Origin of the sequence: uncultured Erythrobacter sp. (genome assembly GCF_947502395.1) — a bacterium.
Classification (GTDB): Bacteria; Pseudomonadota; Alphaproteobacteria; order Sphingomonadales; family Sphingomonadaceae; genus Erythrobacter.
In genome coordinates, this window is the sequence record NZ_CANMZM010000002.1 from 174,893 (window position 1) to 197,621 (window position 22,729).

A 22,729-nucleotide genomic window follows, 5' to 3' on the forward strand; every position below is an offset into this window, starting at 1 on the left:
CTTCCTCACCGGTTTCTGGTTTGGTCGAACCTCTGCATGATCCATGCAGCAGAACCCGATAGTTTGCCGTCAACTTTTGCAGGAAAGAGACAAGACCCGACAAACAGCATTGGATCTGGTCTCGCACGCGTAAATACAGGGGGTTCGCCTCCCTCACAAATCAGCCGGGACACACTGACCGGGGGCTTGCGAGGTTTGAATTTCAAGAAGCCACCAACGAACTGCATCGCAGCCTGAAAACGGTCTGCGGCAAGATCAGACTTCTTGCAGCATTCTGCATAACGTCCTGCGTCAGGCCGACAGCCGCACCATTCGTTGTGCTTCAATTCTGTAAGGCGCTCATAGATGAAATCTGCCGTCTGCTTTCCTGGCCACCAACCTATAACTTCTAGGTGTAGCTGGCAGAAGACCCACATTGTGTATTGGTCAATCAACGCGACTAGATCGCCACCGACCTTCCACGTTCCTTCGGATGGATTAAAGGCGCAGATCGATCCATCGACTGCGTTAGTATGGCGGGGGCCGATCCAAGTTCGGCTGACCGCAGTTGCCCAAAAAGCCCACGCTCGAATGGGCTGAAAATGGCGAAATGGGACAGCAATCAGGAATGCGGCCTTGCGATCAAGCCCAGACAGAACTGCGCTATCAACGGCAAGCCACATTCCCTCATTGCTCGTCCAGACAGCGGTACGCGGGTATGCCGCAAATACCGCATCTAGCTGGCCGAGATAGTTTTCACGTAGTCGCCCGCTGCTGGACGGCTCGGTGTTACAGGACGCCCGGGATCGACAGGACGACCTTTGCCATCCGGCGGCCCCTTGCCACGATCCGGCTGCGGATCGACACGGTCCTTGTTGTTCATCATAGTTCTCCGCGCCCAGTGTTTCTCGATCAACGATAGAGCCTTTGGGCGCCATGACCCCATCATTGAATACATTCGGGTAGACCTCCGCATCCACCTGCACTCCAATGTCTTGAAGCTGCCGACGGACCGCCGGTTTCATCTTCTTGGAAGCCCTTCCAATTCCGCACACTCCTGTGAAAAAGGGTCGCCCATTTGCAAAAACTCCTTGTGCTCTTGGCTGAGCTGTGATTCATAACTGCACCAGTTTCGTGGACACTTACCGCTTCGATGGCGAAGTGTCCACCATATTGTTACAGTAATACCATTTTTATGGACAGGAGGGGGAATGCAACTCGATGACCTAGGACGCCTCGTTCTTCAAAAGCGTGGAAGCATGGGGGTCAGAGCTGCTGCGCGGGAGATAGGTATCAGCCCTACAACGCTTTCAAAGATCGAAAACGGTCATATTCCCGATCAGTTAACGTTGAAAAAGGTCTGCGATTGGATCGGTGAAGAAGTCACAAAATTCACAGCGATGGGCGGACTTCAAATCGCGTTTAAAAAGGACAAAACCCTCGCACCAAACACCGCGCAATCGCTGGCTCGACTTATCGAGCGAGCTGAGGAGCAGTTTAAGGCCAAGGTGAGCAACGTAGCGGGACATTGATATGCTCAAGCGGGGCTTCAAGGCACAGAGCGAACGACGATCTGTCGAGGTTCGCAAGAAGTTCGGCCTCCAGCCGGACGCTCCCTTGAGTGCACGCAAGGTCGCTTCTGCGTATGACATTCTGGTTTGGACCGAAGTGGACATCGCGGGAGTGAGTGATGACGACTTGGTGCAGCTAACGGTCACGGACCCCGACAGTTGGTCGGCTTTCACAATGCGGGTTGGTGAGAAGCATCTGATTGTCGTCAATTCTAGCCAGTCCGAACCGCGTCAAAATAGCGTCATCATGCACGAGCTTTCCCATATCTTGCTCGGCCATGAGCTGACCTCAGCGGGGTTGAGCGCAGATGGTCATTTCGTCCCTACCTCATACAATCAAGACCAAGAAGATGAGGCGGATTGGCTAGCGGGAACATTGCTCCTCCCGCGCCCAGCGTTGCTGAAAATTCGCCGGACGGGACTGACCGAACATCAAGCTCAGAACAACTATCAAGTGAGTAGTCAGATGCTGACTTGGCGCATCCGCATGACCGGGGTTGATTACCAGCTTTCGAATGCACGAAGGCGCAGAGCCCGAGGCTAATGAGGGTACGCAGCGAGTTTCTCTCCGCCAATTCCGCAAATGCGGGCCATTCATGAAATGTCTGGTTTGTGCATTGCGAAATCGATAACCGGACAGTCAGCATACGGCCCATTTCCAGACCAGAGATTTGCCATGATTCCGACGACCGCTTTCAGGACATTTCGAAGATCGCCGGGACGGCGGAGATTGGGTGGGAAGCGGACGGTCTGCTTTCGCTGTCTTCAGCAAAGTGAGCAGACGCTTTTCATTTGAACCGCGAATAACCGCCTACAATACGATCCTAGTCATCCACAGCGAAAATGTGATTGCTTTAAAGCGATCATCCGCTCTACTTGAAAGATGATTGAAACCGCACATTTAGAACTGCGTCCACCGATTTACTCAGACTTCGAGGCCTCTGCTGCAATGTTCGCGGAGCAACGAGTCGTTCTGCATCTTGGGGGCGTGCCTCTCACGCGAGCTAAGGCATGGGAGAAATTTCTCCGCGATGTTGGACATTGGGTGATCGAGGATTTCGGGTTGTTTTCAATCATCGAAAAGGCCTCGGAAGAATATGTGGGAAAGATTGGCTTCGCGCGTTTTGAACGCGACCTTAGCAGTCAAACCGATACCTTCATCGAAATGTCGTGGACTCTGCGTTCTTGTTTTCACGGCAGGGGATATGCGTTTGAAGCCGCAATAGCATCCCAGGCGTGGTTTGACGAAAAATTCGCTGGGCGAACAGCCTGTGTAATAAGTCCTGACAACAAAGCTTCTATCAAACTTGCCAAACGGATTGGTTATCTCGATACTGGGAACACTCAACTTGATAATAGCAGCGTCAACCTACTAACACGCGATGTGCGTTGAGAGGATTATATGTGCTTCGGTTGTCTAGTTAAAACTAGGGACGGAAACACAGCTACCAGCGCCTTTTGATGCGAGCCCCTAGCGGCTCGCTATGATTGTCTCTCGCCATACAATCACCATACCCGCTGCGATCAACATAGGTGCACCCAACCAAAGCGTATTGGTAGGAAGCGTATCGAATAACAGCCACCCGTACATCGCTGCCCACAGGAGACTGGAGTAGTCCATAGTCATCACGCTGGAGACCTGGCCGAAACGCAGTGCGATCGTAATCAGCAACTGCCCTAACGTGCCAGTGAGACCAAGGCCTAACAGTAATAACCATTCGCGAGGGCTGTAAGGCTCAAACAGCAAAGTCACCGGCACTAGCAAAACCGCAACTGAGCAAACACAAAACCAAAAAACGATCACCGGGGGGGTGTCCGTTTGGGATAGATCGCGGATTTGGGTAGAGATGAGCGCCACCATGAAGGCGCCGCCAAGAGCGACCAGTGCGCCTGTCAGGGGTATAGCGTCGCTCCCTGGTTGGGCTATAATGACGACACCTGTAAAGCCTGCGAGAACTGCACACCACCGCATTAGGCCGACATTTTCTTTGAGTAAGACAGCAGAAAGCAAGACAGCAAAGATTGGTGCCGCAAATCCAAGGGTCGTTGCCTCAGCCAGTGGCAACAAAATCAGACCGCCGAAGCTTAGCATCATTGCGATCAAGCCGTAACCAGCGCGCGCGGCGTGCGCTAGTGGTCGTTTGGTCGCCAGCCTAGCAAGGCCACCAGAAAGCATCGCCCAACTCAAGATTACAGGCAAAGCGATGACCTGTCTCCAGAACACCAGTTCGATAAGATGAATTCCGCTATTAGCCGCAAGCTTTATCAGCGCCGCCATTAGCGCAAAACTCGCTATTCCACATAAGCGCAAGGTAAGCGCATACAAGGGTCTGTCAGTTCGAGTGAAGATCACTACCACAAGCTTAAAGCTCCATCGTGTTACAGAGGAATGGCGGCCAAGGAGCTTCCAGCACTTGGCGCGACCTACCTTGTATAGCATTGTATGTACGACACGTTCCGGAAGATGTTCTGGCTAGCGGATTTTAGCAACATGTCCTGTTGTCAAATTCAGGTTTGCAACCTCAATCGGCTATAGCCTCGTTCGAAGGAAGACTAGAAAGGCCACTTCCACCCCATCTAAAACACTTTGAGCGAGCGCAAACAACGTCCGCATTCAGGAAATGATGTTTTTACTGTCTATGACCGACATTAGGGTCGTAAGTGGAATGACCGCTCTCCGATCCTTCGAAACCTAAAGCTGACGTTCTTCAATCGGCCCAATTCGTGCCAATTCGCTACAAGCCAATCTCGAACGGCTTGATCCGCTCCTTGACTAGCTCTCGTGCATTTTCGTGTTCAGCCTGCCGATCATGATTGGTCGACTGAATTTGAGCCGCCCTGACTCCTTTGGCTGCCGCAGTCCCAAGCCGGTCGGTGGTTTCAGCTGCCGAAGACTTCTCGCCTAAGTTGGCCGCAATACCTCTCCCAACCTTGTCCCGGCTGTCGACGATCAGCGTAAGCTCATCCCGCAATCGCGTGATCGTAACGAGGAAGTTCCTTTGCGAGAGCAGTCGCCGCTCGCGGCTGTCGAGCACGGCAATGCCCTTATCTGCTGTGAGGCCCTGCGCCATATGGGCGTTGAGCGCATAGGCGAGGTCGATCCGCTTCAACATCGGGTCGTCTGGTTTCAGTTTGTGGTCCATGCCGCTGGAGCTCGTGACCGTCACCCCGTCCTGATCGATCGCGGTCACAGTTGCGCGGTCTGCATTTATCATTCCGCGCTTGTGGTCGCTCGCCGTCCATCGGATCGCGTCTCCGGTGTACAGATCGAGTTCCTTCCTCTCGAACAGCTGCAAGGTCTGGTCGCTGCCTTTCGCAGACAATCTGGACGGAACAAGGCGGCGCAAATTGCCTCGCTCATCGCGCAATGTGACAACGCCCTTTTCGGTATCGACGGCGGAGATCTGGTGGCTTCCGCGCCCGAGCCCGTGCCGCGTTTGTCGGCTTGCGACTTCAAGAACCATGCCCGGCTTGTAATTGCGCGCGTAGCGCAATTCCTCCCGGGTTGCGTTCACACGGGATAGAATTTTAAGCTGTGCGCTCACTGGTCCGATCTCACCATTGGCGGCGAGCCCGGTTTGGACTGCGGCATTTATCTCGGAGCGCAACTGACGACCTGCTGCGAAGATCGACGTGCGCTCGCGCTCGGCAGGCGGAAGTGACAGCCAGCGTTCCGCAGCAACTATTGCGCTGTTCTCCTGGACCTCGACGATGTGATCCTTGAGATGTTCGAGCGCATTACTGGTCTTTCCCGACTGGGCCGCCTGCTGCGCCCTCTTCAGGGTATCGGAGCGGGCGCGAAGATTGTGGTCCATGCGCGCCGTTGCGGTCCCTGCACGCTGCGCCAGAGCAAAAGGCTTGCCCGCTCCGACAGCCCCCAACTGCTTTTCGTCGCCCACGAGCACGAGGCGATCGACCTTAAGCAGATTGGCAAGCCGGATCAGCCGGTCCTGATCGCGGGAAGAGACCATTGATGCTTCATCGAGTACGAGGACAGTGTCCCTATATTCCTCGCGCGCAGCGGCGATGTCGGCTTTGGCTGCCGAGCCATCGAGGAGCTTACGATTCTGTCCAAGAAAGCGATGCAATGTCATCGACGGGATGCCGGTATCCTTCTCCAGCATGCGCACCAGCGTGTTCTGAACACCCAAGCCAATGACCCTCTTCCCATGCTCTTCCAGAAGCTGATTGAGTGGCTGCAGCACGCTTGATTTACCTGCTCCTGCCACACCCTGGACGGCCACGACACGATTGGTCGAAGACAGGATCAACCGGCCTGCTGCTTCCTGACCGGCATTTAACTTCATGCCGTAGTTGATAGCTGCTGAAGCTTGCAGGTATGGCCCTGCGGCGTCTGCGTTGAGGATCGGACGAACTGCGCCGTTTCCCTTCTCGATCTCGGCCAACATACGGCTCTCCAGCGCCAATGCATTGGATGTTGTCAGCCAACCTTTCTGCGCGCCACGCCCGCGCAACAGCGCGCCCTGCTGAGCAAGTTGCCCAATGCGCTTCTCGACGGACTTCATCGTCGTCGGCAAACCGAAATCGAGCGACGCCTTGGCGAGATCCGTGGCCGTGAACGCCGCCTCTCGCTCTGATAGATGCCGCACCGCCGAAGCGACCGCATGAGCCGTCGCAATCTCTTCCCTGCCCTTCATATGGAGCCGCTTGGGGATGAGCGGATCGCCCTCCCTGATGCCCATTTGCTCGGCGACGCTGGCAATCATTGCCTTGCCCCGTTCAAGCAAAGTGGGGCGATCAGTTGCTCGCTTTGCAGCCGCGACAGTCAGCTCGTGCGAACGCAGCCGGGCGTCGCGCACCATGCCTTCAAGGTCGAGCCCCTGATCCCAAGCCTGCCCTTCCCATTGGGCCATCAAGGTACCGCGATCAACATCGCTTTGTTTGGCCTGCCGGGTCGCCAGCGTCGCGACCACACCCGCCTCAAGCCCGCCGCCGCGTCGGGCTTCGAGCACCTCCTGACGCCGCGTCGAGAAGGCCATCACCGCGTCACGGTCTACACCCTTTGCTTCGAAGTTACCGTGCTTTCCGAATGCGCCGATCCGGTAACCAAGCTTCTCGACCTCGATCCGGAAGCGCGCCATCGTCATGGCATTGAGAAGAGTGTTTTGCTTCCACAGCTTGTCGTTGCGCAGCGCCCTCCACTTGCCGTCCTTGTCCTGCGTCATATTAGCGACGACGGCGTGGAAGTGCAGGTTCGGTTCCTGATTGCGGTTGGTGTCGTGCTGGAACAGGGCAATGGTCAGGTTGTCGCTCGCATGAAGTCGCTCCTTCCCGCCCTTTTCAATGCGATACTGAGCCGCATTCTTCTCCGCCCATTGGAGCGTTTCGACGACCGCTGAACGGTACGCGTCAATGATCCGCTGATCCTTGCCGACGAGTGCCAACAGTGACCAGCTCTTGGGCAGTGAAAAGGTCAGATCGGTCCCGGCGCGGTGGTATTGGCCCTGGTGTCCGATACGCTCGCCGTTGGGCAGTTCGCCGCGCAGGATTGCCTCGAACGGCTTGGTATCGACCATGCCCGAAAGACCCAGCCGCTCGGCACCTTTGCCGACCCAGATTCCGGACCGGTCAGCGTCCGCCTTGGTGTAGTAATTGTCGTTGGCGAAGTAGTTGGCCGCACCGCCGGCCGAGCGCACATTGGCAACCGAAAGCATCGCTCAGCGCCCCTCGCGCTTCGCGACTTTGCGCTCGCGATATTCGCGAATGCGTCGTTGGTAAGCGACCACAACCCGGTCCCGCAGTTCCTTATCTTTGTGTGTGCGGAGCCAGCCGTCGAGCGCGATTTTGGTGAAGAGCAGATCGGCCAGAACCTGATCGCGGAACGCGTCGTCCTGGGGCTGCTCGAGAGCCTCGATAACAGTGAGTTTCAGCCATTGGCTGACGCTCATATGCGCTGCATCAGCGGCGGCTTTGACGAGGGCATGAAGGTCTTCGTCGACATAGCATTGAAGGGCAAACCGCACTGCGTCACCTGACGTTTGGCCGACCCTCCACGGCCCATTGCCCCCTTTGGACTGACATCAGTCTACGGTAGCGACCACCTTGTAGGAAAACGCTAATTTTCGACTTCAAATTAATAGCTTATCCGCGAGCAACTCGTATGCGAGTTGCGGGTCACGGAGTGACATCAGATGACATTACTTGGCGACAGATGGTCAAATGACTGCGAAACCCGCAGAAATCTTCGTCTCCCAAACACCGGATCTCCGGGTACGGTGTGCCCTCCAATTTCCCATACTCCCCCACGTGACCAGACATTTCGACTGTTCGTTCTTAAGGGGTTTTCCAACGTCTTTCCGACGGATCTCCGCGCCCTCGCGGCGAAGGATCCTGACAATTTGAGTGGCACTAAAGCTCAGCATCGACTGCCGATCGCGCAGTAGCGGTTCCCTCTTCGAATCCGTTGCATGATTGCGGACGAGAGAGGTCTGGCTCCATCAATTTTAACGCTCAAACTTCCAAAAGCTTCAGTGCAGCAGCGCTGGCGCGGGTCGATAATGCTTCGGCAATTGGCGCGACAGCATCCTCAGGCGGATTGCCGGGCACCTGAACGCCCTTCTCAATTTCCTCCGTCACTGCGTCAGCAAGGTCACTCACCCTGCGGCGAATGTACGGAGCACCCAGCCCTGCTTCGTCCGCGAACCTCGCCACGCATTCGCTGTCAAATTCTTCGAGGGTCGCCGCGCGACCAAATCTCATTGCGAGCTTGGGGGAGAGCTCCTTCCACATATGCGTGGCGACAAGATCGTAGAGCGGGGCAAGCACCACCTCGCCGTTCTCCCGCCGCAGCAAACTGTAGTTCTTCGCATGTGCATCGGCATTGCCGATAAGGAGATTGAAGATTGCCGCGTCGGCCAGCTTCAGCACCTCACGCGCGGGTCGGGTCGCAGCGCTGCGCAACAGCGCGAAGCTATCGCTGAAAGTCGGCCCGCCCTCCGCCGCGTATTTGCGGTTCGAGGGGACGCTAAGTGCCTGAGCGAAGTCTTCCTGATGCAGACGGTGCGTCTTTCCGTCGAGCATCATCCGGTCATAGCGTTCGACCAGCAGCAACGGCTTGCCGGCCACCTCGCGCCACTCTGCATAGGCAGCATCAATGCCCACCGCGCGGACCAAGGCGAGGCAAAAGGCCTCATTTGCAGCCAATCCAGCAAAGCGATCCGGTTCAGGCTTGATTAGATGCGTGGATGGTTCGCCGGGACGAGGGATCGCAATGCCACAGTCCGCAGTGAGCACCACCGGCAGTTTGCTCTGTGCCCCTGCAAGGCTTAGCCTCGCGCCGCCCTCGCCTGCCAGCATGGGTACGGCAGGCAACCGATCGAGCAGTGCCGCAAGCTCGTTCTCTCGCAGTGGTTCTGGAGCGGTCTCGGATTGTTCTTGGACCGGTTTTGCATCTTTGGGCAGGAATGCGAGAGCACCGGCAACATCTCCGCCCAAAGCCTCAAGCAGGCGAAACGGATTGTCGGGCGAAACTCCAAGTGCCCGAGCGATAGCGGTGCGCTGGCTTTCTTCGGGAAGCAGTCCGCCAAAGACGGCCTTGCACGCACGGTCTTCATATGGCTCTTGCTGCTTAGGCATCGCATGGGAAAGCGCCGGGGCAGTTTCATCAGCCAGCCAGTCAGGCGCGTATACGAAATGCATCGCGCCGCCCTTGTCGATCGAGAGTTCGCCTGCCAGTCGCTCGTCCCACCAGACCACCAGCGTATCCAGAATTGGCAGCGTCACTCCGCCTCATCCTTCTTGGGCGCATCCGCTCGACCCGCAATCACGATCCCGTCGGGCCTTTTGATCTGCAATTCACATCCCAGTGCCGAAATCACATCTAAAACCTTGCCCATCTGGACAGTTGGTTTCCCCCGCTCCAGCTCAACGAGGAAGCGCAAGCCGACGCCGCTTGCAGCAGCCAACTCGTCCTGTCGCAGACCAAGCTCCTTGCGTTCATCGCGAATGATTTGGCCAATAGTGGCAACATTGAGCATGAGCATCACCTTTCCCGAACGGGAAATCTATGCGGATAGTGTATCAATTTCAAGATAATTTTCCCGAAAGGGATATTTGGTGCTCGAAGAGCGGCTATGGAGGGAGCGCTTTCCCGTACGGGACATACTCTAGGTCTCCAAAATCTTGTGATACTCAGCCAAAAGTTACTCAAAATCGGAGGCTCAAATCGCAATTCAGGGAAGCCGGGGAGCAATTGTGGTAAAAAGCCCTCCAGACGCCCCGCATTCCCGTTAAACCACAAGTGGTTGCATCAGCCTACTTGCCACCTCCGTCTCCGCCATTTTCCTACAGTGTCTCTTCTGAGCTAGGGCTCTAACCCACCCAGACATCAAGCAGGTAACGTTCTTCGTCCATCAGCGCATCGAACCACGCTTCAGCCTGCAACTTATCGAGCCCCTTCTTCTCGGAGCAGATTGTAACAAGTGCCTGCCGCACTTCGGGTTCCATCTTTGCGCCATCGCCGCAAATGTAGATGTAAGCGCCCGCTTCGATCATTGCCCACAAGGCACCTGCCTCTTGGAAAATAAGGTCTTGGACGTAGGTCTTTTGACCGTTCAATCGCGAAAACGCTGTATGGACCTTGGCGATGCCTCGCTCATGAAAGTCGTTCAACTCATCGCGATAGAGATAATCGATATCCGGGTGACGACAGCCAAAGAACACATGCGCTTCGCCAAGCACTGCCCCTTGCTGGTGCAGATGATCGCGTTGTTGCAGGAAGCTGCGGAACGGAGCGATGCCAGTGCCTGGACCAATCATAATAAGAGGGGTCTTCGGATCGCCAGGCAGACGGAATCTGGCCGTCGGCTTGCGCACCAGAGCCTGAAACTGATCGCCCGGCGCAAGCTCTGCCAGATAGTTGGAGCAAGTCCCCTTGAATTCGCCTTTGTCCGACAATGCAGGCCCTTTGACCACGCCCACAGTGATCGAACATCGATTGGGCGCGCTCGCAGGCGATGAAGAGATCGAGTAGTAGCGTGGGCTAAGAAATGGGATCATTTCCAGGAACAGTGCGAGCGGCAGATCACAAGCAGGATAGTCTTCGAGAATATCCAGTACCGACTTGCGCTTTTCTAGCACCTCTTTCGCGTACAGGTCCCTACCGTCCTCTGCGGGAGGAGCAGCGAGTGCCTCGATTGCGACCTTCGAATTGGGGCATTCAACAAAGTGCGCGAGCGTTGCGATGTCCTTGCGGGTTGCGACCGCTTGCAGTTCTCCGGCGGTTTTGGCGAGATGCAAGACCGAAAAAGTGCTGCCACTCGGAAACGGCCCTCGCATTTCACTGCGTGATTCAATCCGGACATAACTATCTCGATCAAGGCCAAATCGATTGAGCAGCCGCTCAACGACCGTACTGTCGTTGACAGGCACTACGCAAAGGTGGTCACCGGGCTCGTACTCCATCCCATTGGGCAGCTCGACCTCAATATGACGCGTCGAACGCCCGTCATCCTTGGTGATATCCTTGAGCTCGCGGCTGCGGACCAAAGTGACGTTGCGGGTCCCAACCCGGTCTGCCACAGCGTTGCCTGTGATGCTCGCGGTGAGCTCTACAGTATAAAGCGGCTCAGCATTCGCGCCAGCTTCTGGCTCCAGGTCCAGCTCAAAATGCTCACCTAACTGGGGGATCAGTGCATCGAGCCATGTGTGGAACTGCGTATCGACATCGGCCCGCGCATCAAGTTCTTCGCTGGCGACGATACGCTTTGCGCCAAGCGCTTCGAGGCGAACATCGATCTTTCGCGGCACTTCCTGAAACGTCGCAGCCCAATCGCTATTGCCACAACCAACCAGGAAGTACGACACTTCATCGAGACGGGCCTTGGTCGCCTCCAGCCAATCGACAAACTTCGCCGCATTATCCGGTGGCATGCCATTATAAGACGCACAGGCGATCGCGACCGCACCTTCGGCTGGCAATTTGCCCACGAAAGCATCGAGCGGTGCCATCGTCACATCAAAACCGCTGAACTCGGCCTTTTGCGCGAGCTCGCGAGCAAAGCTCTCGCTCGATCCCAAATTCGATCCGAAAAGTACCGTCAGCGACGTGCCATGCTTTGCCACACGCGATGTCATTTGCGCCTCGTCGTTGGGTTGCACCTTAGCGGTCGCCGCCCCCAACCGCTCCACATCATTGCGAAGCTGAGCCTTGATCGTGAATTCGTTCGGCTTGATCGAAAGCGTTTCCTTAATGTCGAGCTCATAATTCGAATAATCGAACAGCTCAAAGCGTTGAAGGATCATGCCCAAGACTAGGATCGATTCCTGAATTGCGAACTGCCGTCCAATGCAGGCACGCTGGCCATTTCCGAAAGGCTTGTACGCTGCCGGATCGCGAGCCGCCTCGGCTTCGGCGGAGAAGTTGTCAGGATTAAATGCGTCAGGGTTGTCGCCCCACACATTGGTATCGCGGTGGAGCGAGGGGATGACGACCGTTGTGAATGTCCCTTTGGGGAGAGCGTATTTGCCGCCCAGCACTTCGTCCTTGAAAGGTGCCAGTCCAAATGCCGGCGCGGTTGGCCAGAGCCGCAGCGCCTCAAGCAGGATCGAGCGGACATAAGGCAATTGTCCAATCTGCTGAAGCGTTGGTGATTGATCAATATTACGGCCCAGAACTGCGTCCACCTCAGCATAGGCGCGGCGAAGCACATCGCGATCTTTAAGCAGGTAATAGAGCGCAAAAGATAGCAAGCCGGAGGTCGTTTCATGCCCAGCGATCAGAAAAGTGTTGATCTGGAAACGGATATTCTCATCGGAAAGCCGCTCACCGGTTCGCGCGTCGCGTCCAGAAAGCATGAAGTCGAGCAAGTCTTCCGGCCCGTCACTACCCTTATTGCGTCTTTCACGGATGATCTCATCCACGAGGCGGTTCATGTAGGCTGCGTCGCGATGCAATTGCTTGATTTGCTCGCCCTTCAACAATTTCTCGCCGGGGAGGCCGCGCATCTTCTGTGTGGTGCTTAGTGTTCGATTGAGCGCCTCAATGAATGGGTGAAAATCATCACGGTAGAAGGAATTGAAGCGGTAACCAAAGCCGCAGACGCCAATTGTGTCGAGCGTCAGCCGGATCATGTCCTTGGGGACATCAATCACATCATCCGAATTCATCCGCTCCCATTTGAGCATCAATTGGCTGGCGATGTCCTGCATCATGGGAAGATAGCTGCCCATCGCCTTCTGACTGAAGGATGGCAGGAGAATGTGGTGCGCTTTGGACCAATTCGGATCGTCGGTATCGCCCGTAAAAAGTCCGTCACCCGCGATCGAGCGCAAACGTTTGAGCGGCCCACGGACGGTCTTGTCAAAACGCTTTTCGTCGCAAACCTCGGCGACCAAATCAGCCCCGGAAACAAACACAAGAGTGTTGCCCATAACCTCAAGCTTGAAGATCGGGCCGTACTCTTCTGCCAACCTCATCAACTCTTGAATCAGCTTCGAAGCATCAACGGTAAAGGCATTGCCAAGTAGCGGTACGCCCGGAGGCTTCGGTATCTCAAGGAGTTGGCTCGCATCTGTCATGGCGTCCGTTCATGCCAGACGAGAATTCGTACCGGAAGGGGGCTCATGAATTTACGATTCGACAGATACGAACACCTTCTTGCCGTCACGCTCACCGATATGAGAGGACAGTTTCCGCAACCTTGCACCATTTGTCACGCACATGGCTACGCTTGCGCCCAGTGACCGGGCCGACCGCAATGCCGCACGGCAAGAGATCAAGTGCATATAGGGGCTGTGGTCTGGCGGTGGAGGCGGATTTGGTCGGATTGGCGTTAGCACACTACAGGGGCTTCTCGGCCAAGGGGCGCTCGACCAGATCGATCCGTTTGACCAAATCCAGCTCGACTATTCGATAAGCATTTGCCGCAAGAGTCGGAGCTATTCGGAAGTAGGTTGCGTCCTGTTCGAAAAATCGCAGATCTCCCGAAAGTCGACCACCGACGCGGATCGGCTATGCGAACATCTCGATCTTGCCTGTCCCAACCCATGGCGCACAGAAAAGCCGTTTGCCTTCTTTGGCTTAGCCTCACTCACCGCCAACACACTTGACATAAGCATCATTATGACAGATATTTCTGTCATGACAGAAACAACTATCGATTCGGATAAACTCCCTGCAGCTGTCGAGGCTTTTGTGCTTCGCTGGGGAGACCTTGGTGGGCAGTGGGGTGTTAATCGCTCGGTTGCTCAGATCCAGGCGCTGTTGCTTTTGTCCGATCGTCCGCTGACTGCCGAAGAGATTTCTGAAAAGCTCGGCATGGCACGCTCGAACGTTTCGAACAGCATCAAGGAACTTCTTAACTGGAAGCTGGTGATGCGCGTGCCTGTTCTGGGGGACAGGCGCGATCACTACGTCGCTGAAACCGATATGTGGCAGATGGCGAGCAAGGTTGCTCAAGGGCGCAAAGAACGCGAGATTGACCCCATGGTCGCCGCGATCCGGACCGCGATGGAAGGGATCGACGACCCCAAAATTAGTCCAGAAGTGCGCCAGCGTCTCCACGGTATGCACGATTTCATCAACACCGTTGAGAGCTGGTACAATCAGATGATCCATGTGCCCCCGCAACAGCTTATGCGACTGATTGGGCTGGGCGGCAAAGTGGTGGGCCTTCTCAAGTTCGTCAGCCGCAAGGACAAGGCGGAAACCGAAGACGGGTAAAAAATTTGATACTGAATTTCTCTCAATACAGAAATAACTAATTGTTCAGGAGGTGGGCAAGATGCAGATGATGGCTAAGGAAGAGCGGCAGATCTTGGGGCACGAGGGTGCGCCAGCCCAGCTGGCTGACATTCGCTTCAGACAGCTCTTGGGAAATGCCAGCTGGGATGCCCTGCCTGCCCGTGTCCGTGCGCGCTTTGGCAAGCGGCTCAATGCGGGCGATAGCGCGAGCTATGTCGGCCAGGTGGCAGCATGCCAGATGAGCCTGAGCGGACGCATTCTCGCACAATGCTGCCGCCTGATCGGTGCGCCTCTGCCGTTGGAACGCAAAGGCGGAGGCGCCGCAATGGTCAGCGTGACAGAGGATGGGGCGAGCGGAGGTCAAGTATGGACTCGGATGTACGCAAGGCGGCGCGGCTTTCCGCAGGTCATCCATTCAGCCAAGCGGTTTGCCGGGCCCACTGGCCTTGAGGAATACCTAGGGCGCGGTTTCGGCATCGCCTTGCGGGTGAGGGCGATTGAAGGCGGCATTCGCTTCTCCAGCGATCACTATTTTCTTGAAATTGGCGGCAAACGCTTTCGCCTTCCCCAATGGCTCGCACCGGGTGAGCTTACCATCGATCACGTAGATCAGGGCGAAGGCGAATTCACCTTCTCCCTTGCCCTCAACCACGCCCTTCTGGGCGAGGTCATGCACCAGCATTGCCGCTTCTGCGACCAATCCGACAAAAGAGAAGGACAAATCCAATGACCGATATCCTATGGTTCTTCGTCTTCGCCCAGATGATGATGGGCGCGTTTGATACGCTCTACCATCATGAGGGGACAGAACGTCTCGCGTGGCGTCCTTCGCAACGGTTGGAGCTGACCCTGCACGGCATCCGCAATCTCGCTTATGCCGTCATGTTCATGGCACTTGGATGGTTTGAACCGCGGGGCGGCTGGGCCATTGCGCTCGTGCTTCTCCTGTTGGGCGAGCTCTTCATCACCTTGTGGGATTTTGTCGAGGAAGATCGCACCCGGCTGCTTCCGGCGAGCGAAAGAGTAACCCACACTTTACTCACCCTCAACTACGGGGTCATTCTCGCCATGCTTATTCCGTGGCTAATCGGCTTGGCGCAGCAACCCAGCGCTCTGGCAAGCAGCTACCACGGGCTTATGAGCTGGTTCTGCATCCTTGCGAGCATTGGCGTAGTCATCTCTGGTCTGCGCGATCTCGCCGCGGCTAAGCGGACCGAGCGCTTGACCGAGCGCGAACCGAGCGAGCTGGCGGCCATCCTACCCGCGCGACAATCGGTACTGGTTACTGGGGGAACCGGCTTTATCGGCAGTCGCCTTGTGCAAGGCCTCCTCGCAGCAAGGCATGAGGTAACCGTCCTTACTCGCAACAAATCCAGTGTCATGCCGCTCGCTGCGCATGGACCACTCCGCAATATTCAATCACTCGAGGAAATTGCCGATAACGCGCATTTTGACGCGGTCGTAAACCTTGCCGGGGAACCCATCTCCGATACTCCCTGGACCAAAGCGAAACGGGTCAAGATCGTGCAATCTCGCCTGCGCACCACTTATGACATTATCCGCCTGATAAAGCGCCTTGAGCATAAGCCTGAGGTGCTGATCAACGGATCAGCCATTGGTTGGTATGGCCTTCGTGGTGATGAAATCCTGGATGAGCAAGCCCAAGGAACCAACTGCTTCTCACGTCGAGTGTGCCGTTCCTGGGAACGGGCGGCGGCGCCTGCTGAAAGCCTAGGTGTGCGGACCGTGTATCTTCGCACCGGGCTCGTCCTTGATCGCAGCGGCGGCATGCTCGCAAAGCTTCTGACCCCGTTCGAGTTTGGACTTGGCGGGAAGTTTGGCCATGGCAAGCAATGGATGAGCTGGATCCACCGCGACGATCTCGTCAGGCTTATCTGCCACACCATTGCGCGCCGTGAGATAAGCGGTCCACTCAATGGTACTGCGCCAGAACCTGTCACCAATGCAGAATTCACTGCCGCGCTTGGCAAGGCGCTTAAACGGCCTGCCATTCTGCCAGTTCCAGCATGGCCCCTTCGCAAGGGTCTTGGGGCGTTCGCAGAGGAATTGCTGCTCAGTGGACAGTTGGTCATTCCCGAAGTTGCTCGGCGCAGCGGCTTCATCTTCGAATACCCATCAATCGATCTGGCGTTTGCGCAGATCGTAGGCTCCCCGCCTAATTCCACTGCGCAGGATCGAGCGCAAGCAGTTCTGACAGCTGAGCGTAGAGCGCTGGCTCCTCAGCCCGCATTGCACGGGGTTTCTCGAAGAAGGTGACTATCGCTTCGGCGAAGAATTCTTCGTGATTGGAGGCACCATAGGGGTCGATTAGAGTATCGGCCCCGCCTTCAACCCGCGCCACATGGCCCTGATACGCCTCCAACATTGCTTTCTCCCAGCCTGCATAGGCCTGACCCTTGCGCAGGATCGGAATGCCGTTGGTGTGGCCCGTCAAAGCGTCCAATTGATGGGCAAATTCGTGAATGACGACGTTGTGGCCATCGTCCGGGTCAAAGCCACCATGCAGAGCATGATCCCATGACAGAACGACCGGTCCCCTTGCCCAGCTTTCGCCCAGCAAGGTCAATCTGTCCTCATGCACGATATAGCCATCATGCGCATTACGATGCGGACGGAAGGCCGAGGGGTATAGCAGCACATTGCGGATCGTATCGTACCAGGCCGGGCTGTTGACGATCAGAAGGCACGCCTGTGCCGCGATCGAAAGCCGCATGCTTTCGGTCACCTCAAGACCATTTTTCCCGCGAAAGGTTACCTGATCGAGGAACAGATTGATCTTGCCCTCCAGCTTGGGGCGCAGTTCATCCGGAATCCGTCGGAAAAGCGGAAAAAGCTCCGCAACCACCGCCCGTTGTTGCGCTGTGAGAGGGGTTGCTAAAAGCTGCGTACGCCTCTGCTGCCGAGACCAGCGACGATACCAAAAGACACCGATAATTAGCGCGGCACCAATCAAGAAAGGCAGGAAGGTCATTACGAAGGGATCAAAACACTCATGCTAACAACGCCGACATCATTACCGATTTAGGGTGTCAGGGCTGTATTGCCAGACGCAGACTATTCGCTTGGACCCAATGCTCTTGTGAACTTCTGATGTTTAGCCCTTCACGACAATTGTAATCGTGATTACGTCTTGCAAAGCAATGAGGTGCAGCCTTCATGGCTGAGCCTGTTCTTGGGCTCTCAATTTCGCTTTCACTGCAAAAATTGAGTGTTTGGGCCCGACCAAGCTTCTCTGACGGCTGCAAAGGAGCTTTTGAAACCAGCAGAAGGGCCGCTCCTGCGAGAGAATGGCGACGGGCTTATCTGGGGAGAGTGCCGGGGCTGTGGCTCAATCCCTTAACGGCTTGTGGTCTCAGAACTTGACGCTGGCTACAATTGCACCTGCCCCAGCCGCAAATTTCTTTGCAAGCATGCCCTTGCGCTCATGTACATACGCGCCTTTCGCTGAGGGCAGTGTCCCGCAATGGGTGCGGGATTGGCTCTCACGCCGTCGCGGAGCGAGTACGGCAACCGCCACCGGGAAAAGGAAGACAAGAAAGGCCCAAGCCATCGATTGCCGCGACCAAGATCGATATCGAGCCCAAGACAATGACGCCAGAGGCACTCGCCAAGGCAGAAGCGCAACACGAGCGCAATCGCAAGAAGCGCGAAGAGATGATCGTGTACGGGATAGCCGCGATGACTGGATCGAGGATCGGCTTGAACGCGGCCTCACCGGTTTTGATCCGCTTCGTCACCCAGGAATAGCAAGCGCCCACATTTTGCATCTGAGAAGCAAAGGGTGCATCCATGACCGCGAATCTTCATTTGCGTGAAAAGAGCGGATGCCATGTTTGAGATACCTCAGGATATTCAAGACTACCTCACCGTGCTCGACGAGTTTATCGAGCGGGAGATCAAACCGCTCGAACAACGCGATGACAACATCCGCTTTTTCGATCACCGACGCGAGCACGCTCGGACCGACTGGGACAATGAAGGCCTGCCGCGAGAGGAATGGGAAGACCTTATGCGGCAAGCAAAAAAGCTCTCCGACAAGGCCGGTCATTACCGCTATCAACTACCACATGAATTCGGCGGACAGGACGGCACCAATCTGGGCATGGCGGTCATACGCCATCACCTCGCCAAGAAGGGGCTTGGGCTCCATAACGATCTTCAGAACGAACACTCGATCGTGGGAAATCTCGTCCAGCCGCTGATGATGCGCGACTTTGGAACGCCGGCACAAAAAGAAAAGTTTATGGAGGGCATGTTGCGTGATGAGCAACGCTGGGCCTTTGGCCTTACCGAAGAAGCCCACGGTTCCGACGCAACACATATGAACACCACAGCCACTCGCCACACCAAGGATGGCGTGGAGGGCTGGCTTATCAATGGCGAGAAAATGTGGACCACTGGGCTTCACACAGCTACCCACGTCATGACTTTTGCTCGGCACTCAGGCGAAGATGGCGATGCGAAGAGCCTGGGGTGCTTTGTGGTTGATGCGAAGGCTGAAGGCTTTGAAATCGGGGAGTATCTTTGGACGTTCAATATGCCCACCGATCACCCAAAATGCTCCTTCAGTGACGTGTTCGTGCCCGATGAAATGGTGCTGGGAGACCTCGATTGGGGCCTGGCTGCAGCGCAACACTTCGTCCATGAAAACCGTATCCGGCAAGCTGCCAGCTCTCTTGGAGCTGCTGAATACTGCGTTGCTGAGTCGATCCAATACGCCAAGGAACGCAAACCTTTCGGCAAGCCCCTCTGGCTCAATCAGGCGATCCAGTTTCCTATCGTGGAGCTTGCCACACAATGCGAAATGCTGCGCCTGCTGATTTTCAAAACTGCGTGGGAAATGGATCAGATGCCTAAGCCAGAAGTCGCGAAAAAACTCTCGCACAAGGTCTCCATGTGCAATTATTGGGCAAACAGGCTGGTATGCGATGCCGCAGATCGTGCGATGCAGGTCCACGGCGGCATTGGCTATTCGCGGCATAAGCCGTTCGAACACATCTACCGCCACCATCGTCGCTATCGCATCACCGAAGGCTCAGAAGAGATCCAGATGCGCAAAGTCGCAGGCGTTCTCTTCGGCAAAATCGCGAACTAACGCCGAGCGCGCCTACTCGGTTCGAAGAGCCTCAATTGGTGATAAGCGTGAGGCTCGAATTGCGGGATAGCTCCCAAACACCAAACCCAAAAAGGCTGAAAACGCCAGCGAACCTAATGCGACGCCGATCCCAATCGGAACCGGAAAGTCAGCATAGGCCGTCAACGCCGCTCCTGCGAGCCACGCCAAGGTCAGACCTACAGCCCCACCCAAAACGCACAGCACAGCGGCTTCGACAAGAAACTGGTTGCGGATATCGCTTCCCTTCGCGCCCAGCGCCATGCGCAGACCAATCTCACGAGTGCGTTCGGTGACGCTAACCAGCATGATATTCATGATCCCGATCCCGCCAACCAGCAGTGAGATAGATGCAATAGCCACCAGCACCGCTTGCAGGATGCCAGTGATGAACTGGCTTTCTTCCATGAACTCTTGCGTGGTGCGCACACGGAAGGGGTTTATCTCTCCGTCGCGGACCCGGTAGCGGTCCTTCAACACATTGGTGATGTCGATTTTGCCTTGGACGAGCGAAGCCCCCTCCTCAAAACCTGCGAAAGCCAGTTGCAAATCGTCTGGACCCGGCAGTGTGTCACCGACAAATCGTTGACGAATTGTGGAGATTGGCATCACCACCGTATCATCATTGTCGGTGCCAAAGGTTGAACCTTTCTCTTCAAGCAGGCCAATGACCTGAAACGGCACCCCATCGACGCGTACCGTTTCGCCAACTGGGTCAAACTCTCCAAAAAGTGTCTCTGCCGTGGTGCGGCCCAAGACCAACACCCGTGCCGCCGAACGGACATCGGCTTCGCTGATATAGCGGCCACGATCAGCCGGGTGATTGGTGATCTGGCCGTAGCCCGGCGTAGTGCCCACCGCGCTGGTCGATGTGCTGGCTCCCGCCGTCACAAGATCGAGCGTAGAACGCAGTTGCGGTGCTGTTGCGATTATGCCGGGGACCTCACGCTCAATCGCTCGCAAATCACGGCTCGTAAGCCGTCCACGATCAAAGGAGCGGCGACCACCCTCATTATCGGGCTCCGGCACAATGATCGCCATGTTGGAGCCAAAGCTGTTGATCGACTGCATCACCGATTCTTGCGCGCCATTGCCTACAGCAACCGCCAATGTGACTGCGAACACGCCGATCAAAACACCCAGCATTGTGAGGATCGAACGCATCAAATTTGTGTGCAAAGCCGTTAGGGCGATGGCGATATTGACGCCCCAACTTGCCAAGAAATTGGACCTTCTAGGCCTTACCGGAACGCTTGCCATTAGACGTCCTCCGCAAGCGAGGCACCGACTGCGACAGTTCGATTTCCGACCGGCCGGTCCTCGATCACTTTGCCATCGCGAAATTCTATTCGGCGCTTGGCATGCTCGGCAATTTCATCCTCGTGAGTGACCACAATGACAGTTATACCACTGGCGTTGAGGCTTTCAAAGATTGCCATGATCTCCTCGCTGGTCCGCGTGTCGAGCGCACCAGTGGGTTCATCGGCGAGAAGCATGAGCGGCTCGGTCACGAGAGCTCGAGCAATGGCAACGCGTTGTTGCTGACCGCCTGAAAGCTTCGCGGGCGTGTTAAGCAATCGGTCGCCCAGCCCCATGTCGATTAACTTCTCGGTAGCACGCGTTCGTCTTTCCGGCTTATCAAGCCCAGCGTAGATGAGCGGTACAGCAACATTGTCGATCGACGAGGTCCGAGCGAGCAGATTGAACTGCTGAAAAACAAAACCGATCTTCTCATTGCGCAAGACTGCCAATTCATCGCTCGACATGTCTGCGGTTGGCGTTCCATCGATCAGCACTTGCCCGGAGGTGGGCACATCGAGGCAGCCGATCATGTTCATGAAGGTCGATTTGCCTGACCCGCTGGTGCCCATAATCGCAACATATTCGCCATGTTCGATTAAGAGAGAAACCCCGTTCACGGCGTGGATGATCTCCCCGCCAAGATTGTACGATTTAACAAGATCGCGGGTCTCGATCAAAGGTTTGCCTGAGTGCTGCTCCATGCCCGGCCCTATGAACCCACATCCGAGCCATCACCGCGCAGGCTCTTGGAGCGGACAAGTACCGATTGGCCAGCCTCAAGCCCACCTGAGATTTCAACATAATCTTCACCTTCAAGGCCCGTCTCTACAGGCACACGCGAAGGCGCATAGGGCTCTTCACCCGGCACCCATACATAAGCCTGCTTGCCGTCTTGAGCATCATCACCCTCAGGCTGCTCACCGCGATCCTCTTCGCGCGGGAGGAAACGTGTCGACGCCACAGGCACACGAAGCACATCTTTCTTCGCCCCGGTGATAATTTCCACATTGGCTGTCATGCCGGTGAGGAGTCTCCCGTCTGAATTGTCGACATCAAGGATGACCAGATAGCTCACGGCATTGCCATTCTGTGTTGCGGATTGGCGGATCTGCTGGACTGATGCTTCGAACTCAGAGTCGGGATAGGAATCGACCGTGAAACGCACCTGCTGAGCTTCGCGCACCTGGCCGATATCAGCTTCGTCAACCGAAGCTTCGACCTGCATTCGACTCGTATCAGCGGCGATGGTGAACAGGTTGGGTGTTTGGAAGTTGGCGGCGACCGTCGTCCCGGGCTCAACCAGCTTGTCGATCACGACACCGCTCGTGGGCGCGATGATGCGCGTGCGCGACAGATCGAGCCGCGCTGACTCCAGTTCCGCCATGCTCTGCGCAATTTGTGCTCTCGCGCTTTGAGCCTGTGCCTGCGCTGTGCTCAGGGCAGCTTTGGCAGCAACAAGAGCATTTTCAGCCTGATCCAAGCCCGCAGTCGACACAAATCCCTTATCAGAAAGCTCCTTGCGGCGCGCAAACTCACGGGTTTGAACGTCAACATCGGTTGTTGACCGAGAAATCGACGCCTCTGCTTGAGCAAGGCTCGCACGTGCCAAGTCCACTTGCGCACGAGCTTGTGTCACTCGCGCGCGCGGCCGTGTCGCATCAATCTCGGCAAGCAATTGTCCGGCAGCCACCGGCGAATTGAAATCAACATAGACCGCAGTGATTTGCCCGGAGACTTCCGCCCCAACATTGATCGTGTTTAAGGCGCGAAGCGTCCCGCTTGCGGAAACGACACGGGCGACATCGCCTGTGCTCGCATCTTCTGAAACATATTCATAATCACGCCCACCAGATGATAGGAGCCCCCACAGGATGAGAATTGTGACAAGCGCAATTATGCCGGTAATGATTGGGTGTCGTTTGATCCAATCTAGCAATCGTTTCACTTTATCTCAGCCCCGTTTTGCAAATCCGCAATCGCCATACAACGAATCGAACGCCAATCGAGGCCAAATCACGTTGTCGGCCGGTTGAGGCTCGA

The 22,729-nt window shown here is 56.0% G+C and carries 21 protein-coding genes; 9 read left to right on the top strand and 12 right to left on the bottom strand.

Translation table 11 applies throughout. The annotated features are described in order from the left end of the window. Positions 1–5 precede the first annotated feature (5 nt). Both Q0778_RS07120 and Q0778_RS07125 read right to left on the bottom strand, forming a co-directional pair. Positions 6–662 carry a hypothetical protein gene (locus Q0778_RS07120; protein WP_298335087.1) on the bottom strand — a complete coding sequence of 219 codons (657 nt, stop codon included), beginning with the start codon at positions 660–662 and terminating at the stop codon, positions 6–8. A 53-nt stretch (positions 663–715) separates the two neighbouring features. Continuing rightward, positions 716–865 (bottom strand): hypothetical protein, encoded by a 150-nt coding sequence (locus tag Q0778_RS07125; RefSeq protein ID WP_156172168.1) that lies wholly within the window; start codon positions 863–865, stop codon positions 716–718. A gap of 325 nt (positions 866–1,190) precedes the next feature. On the opposite strand from Q0778_RS07125, the gene Q0778_RS07130 reads away from it, so the two are divergent. From Q0778_RS07130 to Q0778_RS07140, 3 genes are all read left to right on the top strand, one after another. Beyond that, positions 1,191–1,511 (top strand): helix-turn-helix transcriptional regulator, encoded by a 321-nt coding sequence (locus tag Q0778_RS07130; RefSeq protein WP_298335091.1) that lies wholly within the window; start codon positions 1,191–1,193, stop codon positions 1,509–1,511. A 1-nt stretch (position 1,512) separates the two neighbouring features. After that, complete coding sequence (locus Q0778_RS07135) at positions 1,513–2,094, top strand: ImmA/IrrE family metallo-endopeptidase (RefSeq protein ID WP_298335092.1); 582 nt, start codon at positions 1,513–1,515, stop codon at positions 2,092–2,094. A gap of 339 nt (positions 2,095–2,433) precedes the next feature. Next, a complete protein-coding gene (locus Q0778_RS07140; protein WP_298335094.1) occupies positions 2,434–2,943 on the top strand; it encodes a GNAT family N-acetyltransferase in 510 nt (169 codons plus the stop codon). 78 nt (positions 2,944–3,021) lie between these two features. Here the strand turns inward: Q0778_RS07140 and Q0778_RS07145 are convergent, their stop codons facing one another. From Q0778_RS07145 to Q0778_RS07170, 6 genes are all read right to left on the bottom strand, one after another. Beyond that, a complete protein-coding gene (locus tag Q0778_RS07145; RefSeq protein WP_298335096.1) occupies positions 3,022–3,990 on the bottom strand; it encodes a DMT family transporter in 969 nt (322 codons plus the stop codon). A 295-nt stretch (positions 3,991–4,285) separates the two neighbouring features. Beyond that, positions 4,286–7,225 (bottom strand): MobF family relaxase, encoded by a 2,940-nt coding sequence (mobF, locus tag Q0778_RS07150; protein WP_298335098.1) that lies wholly within the window; start codon positions 7,223–7,225, stop codon positions 4,286–4,288. 3 nt (positions 7,226–7,228) lie between these two features. After that, positions 7,229–7,534 carry a hypothetical protein gene (locus tag Q0778_RS07155; protein ID WP_298335100.1) on the bottom strand — a complete coding sequence of 102 codons (306 nt, stop codon included), beginning with the start codon at positions 7,532–7,534 and terminating at the stop codon, positions 7,229–7,231. 487 nt (positions 7,535–8,021) lie between these two features. After that, on the bottom strand, positions 8,022–9,293 hold the full coding sequence (locus Q0778_RS07160) for a type II toxin-antitoxin system HipA family toxin (RefSeq protein ID WP_298335102.1): 1,272 nt from the start codon (positions 9,291–9,293) through the stop codon (positions 8,022–8,024). Continuing rightward, positions 9,290–9,547 carry a helix-turn-helix transcriptional regulator gene (locus Q0778_RS07165; protein ID WP_298335104.1) on the bottom strand — a complete coding sequence of 86 codons (258 nt, stop codon included), beginning with the start codon at positions 9,545–9,547 and terminating at the stop codon, positions 9,290–9,292. Before Q0778_RS07165 ends, Q0778_RS07160 begins: the two co-directional genes overlap by 4 nt. A gap of 334 nt (positions 9,548–9,881) precedes the next feature. Beyond that, on the bottom strand, positions 9,882–13,088 hold the full coding sequence (locus Q0778_RS07170) for a cytochrome P450 (RefSeq protein WP_298335106.1): 3,207 nt from the start codon (positions 13,086–13,088) through the stop codon (positions 9,882–9,884). A 562-nt stretch (positions 13,089–13,650) separates the two neighbouring features. On the opposite strand from Q0778_RS07170, the gene Q0778_RS07175 reads away from it, so the two are divergent. The 3 genes from Q0778_RS07175 (at position 13,651) to Q0778_RS07185 (ending at position 16,530) form a co-directional block, all read left to right on the top strand. Further along, positions 13,651–14,232: a MarR family transcriptional regulator gene (locus Q0778_RS07175; protein WP_298335108.1), complete on the top strand. Its 582-nt coding sequence runs from the start codon at positions 13,651–13,653 to the stop codon at positions 14,230–14,232. 61 nt (positions 14,233–14,293) lie between these two features. Beyond that, the gene (locus tag Q0778_RS07180; RefSeq protein WP_298335110.1) at positions 14,294–14,983 is read left to right on the top strand and encodes a DUF4166 domain-containing protein; all 690 of its coding nucleotides are present in this window, start codon (positions 14,294–14,296) and stop codon (positions 14,981–14,983) included. Beyond that, entirely contained in the window at positions 14,980–16,530 is a 1,551-nt protein-coding gene (locus tag Q0778_RS07185; RefSeq protein WP_298335112.1) for a TIGR01777 family oxidoreductase, read from the top strand. The genes Q0778_RS07180 and Q0778_RS07185 overlap by 4 nt, the downstream gene beginning before the upstream one ends. Here the strand turns inward: Q0778_RS07185 and Q0778_RS07190 are convergent. Next, positions 16,430–17,245 carry a M90 family metallopeptidase gene (locus Q0778_RS07190; protein ID WP_298335114.1) on the bottom strand — a complete coding sequence of 272 codons (816 nt, stop codon included), beginning with the start codon at positions 17,243–17,245 and terminating at the stop codon, positions 16,430–16,432. The genes Q0778_RS07185 and Q0778_RS07190 overlap by 101 nt on opposite strands. A gap of 375 nt (positions 17,246–17,620) precedes the next feature. On the opposite strand from Q0778_RS07190, the gene Q0778_RS16335 reads away from it, so the two are divergent. The 3 genes from Q0778_RS16335 (at position 17,621) to Q0778_RS07200 (ending at position 19,369) form a co-directional block, all read left to right on the top strand. Beyond that, positions 17,621–17,722, top strand: a complete 102-nt coding sequence (locus Q0778_RS16335) for an SWIM zinc finger family protein (RefSeq protein WP_366519527.1) — start codon at positions 17,621–17,623, stop codon at positions 17,720–17,722. Positions 17,723–17,862: 140 nt separating this feature from the next. Beyond that, positions 17,863–18,021, top strand: coding sequence for a hypothetical protein (locus Q0778_RS07195; protein WP_298335116.1), 159 nt, complete (start codon positions 17,863–17,865; stop codon positions 18,019–18,021). A gap of 82 nt (positions 18,022–18,103) precedes the next feature. After that, on the top strand, positions 18,104–19,369 hold the full coding sequence (locus tag Q0778_RS07200) for an acyl-CoA dehydrogenase family protein (RefSeq protein ID WP_298335118.1): 1,266 nt from the start codon (positions 18,104–18,106) through the stop codon (positions 19,367–19,369). Between the two features lie 12 nt (positions 19,370–19,381). On the opposite strand, the gene Q0778_RS07205 is transcribed toward Q0778_RS07200, so the two are convergent. From Q0778_RS07205 to Q0778_RS07215, 3 genes are all read right to left on the bottom strand, one after another. Then, on the bottom strand, positions 19,382–20,551 hold the full coding sequence (locus Q0778_RS07205) for an ABC transporter permease (RefSeq protein WP_298335120.1): 1,170 nt from the start codon (positions 20,549–20,551) through the stop codon (positions 19,382–19,384). A gap of 95 nt (positions 20,552–20,646) precedes the next feature. Then, positions 20,647–21,390 (bottom strand): ABC transporter ATP-binding protein, encoded by a 744-nt coding sequence (locus Q0778_RS07210; RefSeq protein WP_298335122.1) that lies wholly within the window; start codon positions 21,388–21,390, stop codon positions 20,647–20,649. Positions 21,391–21,398: 8 nt separating this feature from the next. Further along, the gene (locus Q0778_RS07215; RefSeq protein ID WP_298335124.1) at positions 21,399–22,634 is read right to left on the bottom strand and encodes an efflux RND transporter periplasmic adaptor subunit; all 1,236 of its coding nucleotides are present in this window, start codon (positions 22,632–22,634) and stop codon (positions 21,399–21,401) included. Positions 22,635–22,729 lie beyond the last annotated feature (95 nt).

Excerpts from the sequence above, each read along its gene's own strand:
- Q0778_RS07120 (WP_298335087.1), bottom strand. The coding sequence starts at position 662 with ATGTGGCTTGCCGTTGATAGCGCAGTTCTGTCTGGGCTTGATCGCAAG.
- Q0778_RS07125 (WP_156172168.1), bottom strand. The coding sequence starts at position 865 with ATGATGAACAACAAGGACCGTGTCGATCCGCAGCCGGATCGTGGCAAG.
- Q0778_RS07130 (WP_298335091.1), top strand. The coding sequence starts at position 1,191 with ATGCAACTCGATGACCTAGGACGCCTCGTTCTTCAAAAGCGTGGAAGC.
- Q0778_RS07135 (WP_298335092.1), top strand. The coding sequence starts at position 1,513 with ATGCTCAAGCGGGGCTTCAAGGCACAGAGCGAACGACGATCTGTCGAG.
- Q0778_RS07140 (WP_298335094.1), top strand. The coding sequence starts at position 2,434 with ATGATTGAAACCGCACATTTAGAACTGCGTCCACCGATTTACTCAGAC.
- Q0778_RS07145 (WP_298335096.1), bottom strand. The coding sequence starts at position 3,990 with ATGCTATACAAGGTAGGTCGCGCCAAGTGCTGGAAGCTCCTTGGCCGC.
- mobF (WP_298335098.1), bottom strand. The coding sequence starts at position 7,225 with ATGCTTTCGGTTGCCAATGTGCGCTCGGCCGGCGGTGCGGCCAACTAC.
- Q0778_RS07165 (WP_298335104.1), bottom strand. The coding sequence starts at position 9,547 with ATGCTCAATGTTGCCACTATTGGCCAAATCATTCGCGATGAACGCAAG.
- Q0778_RS07170 (WP_298335106.1), bottom strand. The coding sequence starts at position 13,088 with ATGACAGATGCGAGCCAACTCCTTGAGATACCGAAGCCTCCGGGCGTA.
- Q0778_RS07175 (WP_298335108.1), top strand. The coding sequence starts at position 13,651 with ATGACAGAAACAACTATCGATTCGGATAAACTCCCTGCAGCTGTCGAG.
- Q0778_RS07180 (WP_298335110.1), top strand. The coding sequence starts at position 14,294 with ATGCAGATGATGGCTAAGGAAGAGCGGCAGATCTTGGGGCACGAGGGT.
- Q0778_RS07185 (WP_298335112.1), top strand. The coding sequence starts at position 14,980 with ATGACCGATATCCTATGGTTCTTCGTCTTCGCCCAGATGATGATGGGC.
- Q0778_RS07190 (WP_298335114.1), bottom strand. The coding sequence starts at position 17,245 with ATGACCTTCCTGCCTTTCTTGATTGGTGCCGCGCTAATTATCGGTGTC.
- Q0778_RS07195 (WP_298335116.1), top strand. The coding sequence starts at position 17,863 with ATGACGCCAGAGGCACTCGCCAAGGCAGAAGCGCAACACGAGCGCAAT.
- Q0778_RS07200 (WP_298335118.1), top strand. The coding sequence starts at position 18,104 with ATGTTTGAGATACCTCAGGATATTCAAGACTACCTCACCGTGCTCGAC.
- Q0778_RS07205 (WP_298335120.1), bottom strand. The coding sequence starts at position 20,551 with ATGCGTTCGATCCTCACAATGCTGGGTGTTTTGATCGGCGTGTTCGCA.
- Q0778_RS07210 (WP_298335122.1), bottom strand. The coding sequence starts at position 21,390 with ATGGAGCAGCACTCAGGCAAACCTTTGATCGAGACCCGCGATCTTGTT.